The sequence below is a fragment of the uncultured Amaricoccus sp. genome (genome assembly GCF_937858865.1).
GTDB lineage: Bacteria > Pseudomonadota > Alphaproteobacteria > Rhodobacterales > Rhodobacteraceae > Amaricoccus.
Genome location: NZ_CALLYO010000297.1, coordinates 1 through 5,184 on the forward strand (window position 1 = coordinate 1; position 5,184 = coordinate 5,184).

Consider the following 5,184-nt stretch of genomic DNA (forward strand, 5'->3'; position numbering starts at 1 on the left):
CGCGAAATCCTGATTGCGCACGGGATTTCGCGCGCCAGCCGGGCGCCCCGCCCCGCTCGTTCCTGCGTCACCTGATTGCCCTTGTCCCGTGCCGGCGAGGGCTCGACAAGCCGCCGGATCGGTGCTCCTTTCGGGCGACGCTCCTCCCCGTCAGCAAGCCCGTCAAGGAAGCCGACCATGCCGCAGCGCCCCGGGGCGCCGATCGTGGCGCCGATCGAGGACCGCACGCTCAGCGGCATTGCCCTCATGCTGCTGGCGCTGCTCGCCTTCACCGGCATCGACAGCTGCGCCAAGTGGCTGGTGCTGCACGGCCTGCCGACCCCCGAGGTCGTCTTCGTGCGCTACCTCGGCCATCTCCTCCTCGTCGTGGCGCTGGCGCTGCCGGCGCAGGAGCCGTTTCTCGGCACGGAGAACCTGGGGGCGGTGCTGGTCCGCGGCGCCTTCCTGCTCCTCAGTACCATCCTCAACTTCATCGCCCTCGGCCATCTGCCGCTCACCATGACGGCGGCGATCTTCTTCTCGAGCCCGCTCTGGATCTGCCTGCTCTCGATCCCGCTCCTCGGCGAGGAGGTCGGGCCGCGCCGCTGGGCGGCGATGCTCGTCGGCTTTCTCGGCGTCCTGGTGGTGACCCGGCCCTGGACCGGGCCGGTCCACTGGGCGGTCGTCTTCTCGGTCGGCGCCGCGCTCTGCGGCGCCTTCTACTCGATCCTGACCCGCAGGCTGGCCGGGCGCGACAGCACCGCCACCCAGCAGTTCTATGCCGCGCTCCTCGCGACGGTCGGCATGGCGCCGCTCGCGCTGCCCGGCTGGACCTGGCCGGCGAGCCCCGGGACCTGGTTCGCCTTCCTCGCCATCGGGGTCTTTGGCTGGGCGGGGCACCAGATCCTCATCATCGCCCACCGCTATGCCCCGGCCTCGACGCTGGCGCCGATCAGCTACGTGCAGATCCTCTACATGACCGCCTCGAGCTGGATCATCTTCGCCCAGCCGCCCGACGCCTGGGTGCTGACCGGCGCGGCGATCGTCGCGGCGAGCGGCCTCTACATCTGGCTGCGCGAGCGCACCCTCGCCCGCGGCGGCGCCTGAACCCTTGTGAACCGCCGCCCGGCCGCGGAAAGTGCCCTCCGAAAACACCCCGGCATCGACCGACAGGAGGAACCCCATGCCCGACCGCCAGACCGCTCCCCGCATCGTCCTCGTCACCGGCGCGAGCCAGGGCATCGGCGCCGCCACCGCCCGCGCCTTCGCCCGCGCCGGCGATGCCGTCGTCCTCGCCGCCCGCGATGCGGGCAAGCTGCAGGCGGTGATCGACGGGCTGGGCGGGGAGGGGGACTGCGTCGGCGTCCCGACCGACGTGACCGACCCCGCCTCGGTCGAGGCGCTCTTCGCCCGCATCCGTGAGATGCACGGCCGGCTCGACGTGGTCTTCAACAACGCCGGCACCAACGTCGCGCCGATGCTGCCCGGCGACGTGAGCTGGGAGGACTGGCGCAAGGTCGTCTCGGTCAACCTCGACGGGGCCTTCCTCGTCGCCTCGGCCGCCTTCCGGCTGATGCGCGCGCAGAGCCCGCAGGGCGGGCGGATCATCAACAACGGCTCGATCTCGGCCTATGTGCCGCGCTACGGCTCGATCCCCTACACCGCCTCGAAGCACGCCATCACCGGCCTGACCAAGTCGCTCTCGCTCGACGGGCGGGCCTTCGACATCGCCTGCGGCCAGATCGACATCGGCAACGCGGCCTCGGACATGACCGCGAAGATGACCGGCGGGGTCCCGCAGGCCGACGGCCGCCTGGCGCCCGAGCCGCGGATCGACGTCGAGCATGTGGCCCGGGCGGTCGTCCAGATGGCAGATCTGCCGCTCGACGTGAACGTCCAGTTCATGACCATCATGGCGACCAAGATGCCCTACATCGGCCGGGGATAGGGCGCGGGCACGCTGCCGGCACGCGTGCCCAGGGATCAGTGTATTGAAATCTCTGGGAAAAATTTCCCGTATTGACAACGTATAGACAGGTGGGCGCGCGCCGGCGCGCTCATGCGATCGGGGTCGGCAGCGGGTCGCCGGCGAAGTGGGCGGCGAGGTTGCGCACCACGAGATCGCCCATGGCGCCGCGGGTCTTCGCCGTCGCCGAGCCCTGGTGCGGGGAGAGGACGACGTTGGGCAGGGCGCGCAGCGCCTCGGGGACGCGCGGCTCGTCGGCGAAGACGTCGAGCGCGGCGCCGCCGAGCCTGCCGTCCGCCAGGAGCTCGATCATCGCCGGCTCGTCGACCAGCGCGCCGCGGGCGACGTTGACGAGCGCCCCCTCCGGCCCGAGCGCCTCCATCACCTCGCGCGAGACGATGCCGCGGGTCGCCGCCGAGCCGGGGGCGATCACCACCAGCCAGTCCACGTCCCGCGCCATGGCGACGAGGTCGGGATAATACCGGTAGGGCTCGAACGGCTGCTCGTGGCGCCCGTGGTAGGAGACGCGCATCTTCATCACCTGCAGCCGCCGGGCGATCTCCTTGCCGATCCGCCCCAGCCCGAGGATGCCGGCGTGCGCCCCGGTCAGCTCGCCGGTCAGCGCGAAGGCGCCGGCCTCCCACCTGCCCTCGCGCACGAAGACATCCGCCTGCGGCACCCGCCGGCAGAGGGCGAGCATCAGGGCGAGCGCGAGCTCGGCCACCGCGTCGTTCAGCACGTCGGGCGTGTTGCTCGCCCGGATCCCGCGCGCCTTGCAGGCGGCGGTGTCGATATTGTCGTACCCCACCCCGTAGCTCGCCACGATCTCGAGCTTCGGCAGCGCCGCCATGATCCCGGGGGCGATGCCGTAGTGGCCATCGGTCGCGACGCCGCGGATGCGCGGGCCGGCCTCGGCGAGCAGCGCCGCGCGGTCGGGCGCCTCCCAGTAGCGATGCACGACATAGGCCTCGGCCAGCGCGGCCTCGACGTTCGGAGGCATCGGGATGATCTGCAGAATCTCGGGCTTCATCGGCGCCCCCTCCCTCACTTGCCGCCCGGTTATTGACCGGCATGCCGCGAAGCACAATCCTCGCCGGGACGCGACACGAGGGACGGACATGGAAGCGCAGCTCGCCCACGATGCCTTCTTCCATGTCCGCGTCATCATCGGCCTCGTGGCCGGTCTCTGCATCACCCGGCTCCTGACCGGGCTCGCACGGTTCGTGCAGCATCCGGCGCGGCCGCGGCTCTATCCGGTGCATCTCGGCTGGGTGCTGTTCCTCCTGCTCGCCGTGCTGCACTTCTGGTGGTTCGAGTTCGGGCTCGGCCGGATCGGGGCCTGGAGCTTCGAGCTCTATCTCTTCGTCGTCGGCTATGCCTCGCTCTTCTTCTTCACCAGCACGCTGCTCTTCCCCGACCGGATCGACGAGTATGCCGGCTTCGCCGACTATTTCCACGCCCGGCAGCGCTGGTTCTACGGGTTCCTCGCGCTGATCCTCCTGACCGACATCGTCGATACGATCGTGAAGGGCGATGCGCACCTGCGGGCGCTCGGGCCGGCCTATGTCGCCGTGGACGCGGTGCTCGCCGGGTTCGCGTTCGTCGCCATCGGGGTGCGCGACCGGCGCTTTCATGCGGCCTTCGTGATCCTCGCGCTCGCCGCGCAGCTCTGGCGGATCCTGCGGCAGCTCACGCTCTTCGCCTGAGCCGGGTTGCGGCCGGGGTGGCGGGGCGCTTAGCTCGGGCGAAGCGACAGGGAGGGCACGAGGATGGCGGAAGGACCGGTGGTGGGGTTCGTGGGCGTCGGGCTCATGGGCTGGGGGATGGCGAAGAACGCGGTCGAGAAGGGCTGGCCGCTCCGGGTCATCGCCCACCGCAAGCGCGAGGCGGTGGACGATCTCGTCAAGCGGGGGGCGAGGGAGGTCGCGAGCCTCGCCGAGATGGCGGGGGAGGCCGATGTCGTCGTCCTCTGCGTCACCGGCTCGCCGGAGGTCGAGGCGACGGTGGCCGGGCTCCTGCCCGCGGCGCGGCCGGGGCTGACGATCCTCGATGCCTCCACCTCGGACCCCGAGGTCACCGAGCGGCTGGCGGCAGAGCTGGCGGGGAAGGGGATCACGCTCCTCGACGCGCCGCTGTCGCGGACGCCGGTGCAGGCCTGGGCGGGCGAGCTCACCACCTTCGTCGGCGGGCCGGCGGAGCTGGTCGAGAAATGGCGGCCGCTCCTCGCCACCTGGGCGAGCGCGATCATCCCGACCGGCGGGCCGGTCGGGTCGGCGCATGCGCTGAAGCTGATCAACAACCTGGTGGCGCTCGGCTATGCGGCGGTCTGGGCGGAGTGTTTCGCCATGGCGAAGAAGGTGGGGGCGGCGCCCGGGGTGCTGCGGGAGGTGATCTCGAACTCGGGGATGAACTGCGCGAACTTCCAGAACTTCGCCAAATACGCCGTCGAGGGCGACCCGGAGGCGCACCGCTTCTCGATCGCCAACGCCTTCAAGGACCTCAGCTACTACGAGCGGCTGGCCACGCGGCACCGGGCGGCGACGCTGATGTCGGACGGGGCGCTGCAGACGCTGAAGCTCGGGATGGCGATGGGGATGGGGGAGCGCTACGTGCCGGAGATGACCGACATCATGCTGGCGCTGAACGGGGACGCGAGGGGCGGGGAGCCGGGACCGGACCGGTGACGGGTCAGCCGCGGCGCACCAGCATCGCGCCGCCGACGACGAGGGCGAGGCCGAGCGCGCGCTCGAGCGAGAGGGGGCGCACCTCGAGGCCGAAGAGGCCGAAGTGGTCGGCCAGCGTCGCGCCGAGGAGCTGGCCGGCGATCACGGTGGCGAAGAAGAGCTGGGCGCCGACGACCGGCGCGATGATCACCCCGCCGGCGACGAAGAGCGCGCCGATGAGGCCGGCGAGGAAGATCCACCAGGGCACCGTGGCGAGCGTCGCCCGGCTCATGTCGCCGCGGCCGGCGACGAGCGCGATCGCAACGCCGCCGGCGCCCGCCACCACCAGCGAGACGGCGGCGGCGCCGTAGGGGCTGGCGATGGCACGGGCGAGGACGGCGTTCATCAGCGGCTGGAACGAGACGAGCATTCCCATCATCACCGCCACGGCCAGGTAGAAGGCGATCGCCATCGGTCCCTCCCTCTCTCGCGGAGGGCCACCATGGCGGGTTCGCGCTCGGATGTCGAACGGTCGCTGGGCGTCGCAGGCCGGGCTCGCCTGGCCGGTCGGACCCG

Annotated in this window: 6 protein-coding genes; 4 read left to right on the top strand and 2 right to left on the bottom strand. The window is 71.4% G+C overall.

From position 1 onward, the window contains the following. Positions 1 to 177 precede the first annotated feature (177 nt). Positions 178 to 1,086, top strand: a complete 909-nt coding sequence (locus Q0112_RS08435; protein WP_297973893.1) for a DMT family transporter — start codon at positions 178 to 180, stop codon at positions 1,084 to 1,086. A 76-nt stretch (positions 1,087 to 1,162) separates the two neighbouring features. Then, positions 1,163 to 1,927, top strand: coding sequence for an SDR family oxidoreductase (locus Q0112_RS08440; protein ID WP_297973895.1), 765 nt, complete (start codon positions 1,163 to 1,165; stop codon positions 1,925 to 1,927). 109 nt (positions 1,928 to 2,036) lie between these two features. Here the strand turns inward: Q0112_RS08440 and Q0112_RS08445 are convergent, their stop codons facing one another. Then, positions 2,037 to 2,975 carry a 2-hydroxyacid dehydrogenase gene (locus Q0112_RS08445; protein ID WP_297973898.1) on the bottom strand — a complete coding sequence of 313 codons (939 nt, stop codon included), beginning with the start codon at positions 2,973 to 2,975 and terminating at the stop codon, positions 2,037 to 2,039. Between the two features lie 88 nt (positions 2,976 to 3,063). Here Q0112_RS08445 and Q0112_RS08450 point away from each other — a divergent pair, with 88 nt between their 5' ends. Next, a complete protein-coding gene (locus tag Q0112_RS08450) occupies positions 3,064 to 3,651 on the top strand; it encodes a hypothetical protein (RefSeq protein WP_297973901.1) in 588 nt (195 codons plus the stop codon). A gap of 63 nt (positions 3,652 to 3,714) precedes the next feature. Next, positions 3,715 to 4,629 (top strand): NAD(P)-dependent oxidoreductase, encoded by a 915-nt coding sequence (locus Q0112_RS08455; protein WP_297973904.1) that lies wholly within the window; start codon positions 3,715 to 3,717, stop codon positions 4,627 to 4,629. A gap of 4 nt (positions 4,630 to 4,633) precedes the next feature. Here Q0112_RS08455 and Q0112_RS08460 read toward each other — a convergent pair whose 3' ends face one another. Further along, positions 4,634 to 5,080: a DMT family transporter gene (locus tag Q0112_RS08460; RefSeq protein WP_297973907.1), complete on the bottom strand. Its 447-nt coding sequence runs from the start codon at positions 5,078 to 5,080 to the stop codon at positions 4,634 to 4,636. Positions 5,081 to 5,184: the final 104 nt, after the last annotated feature.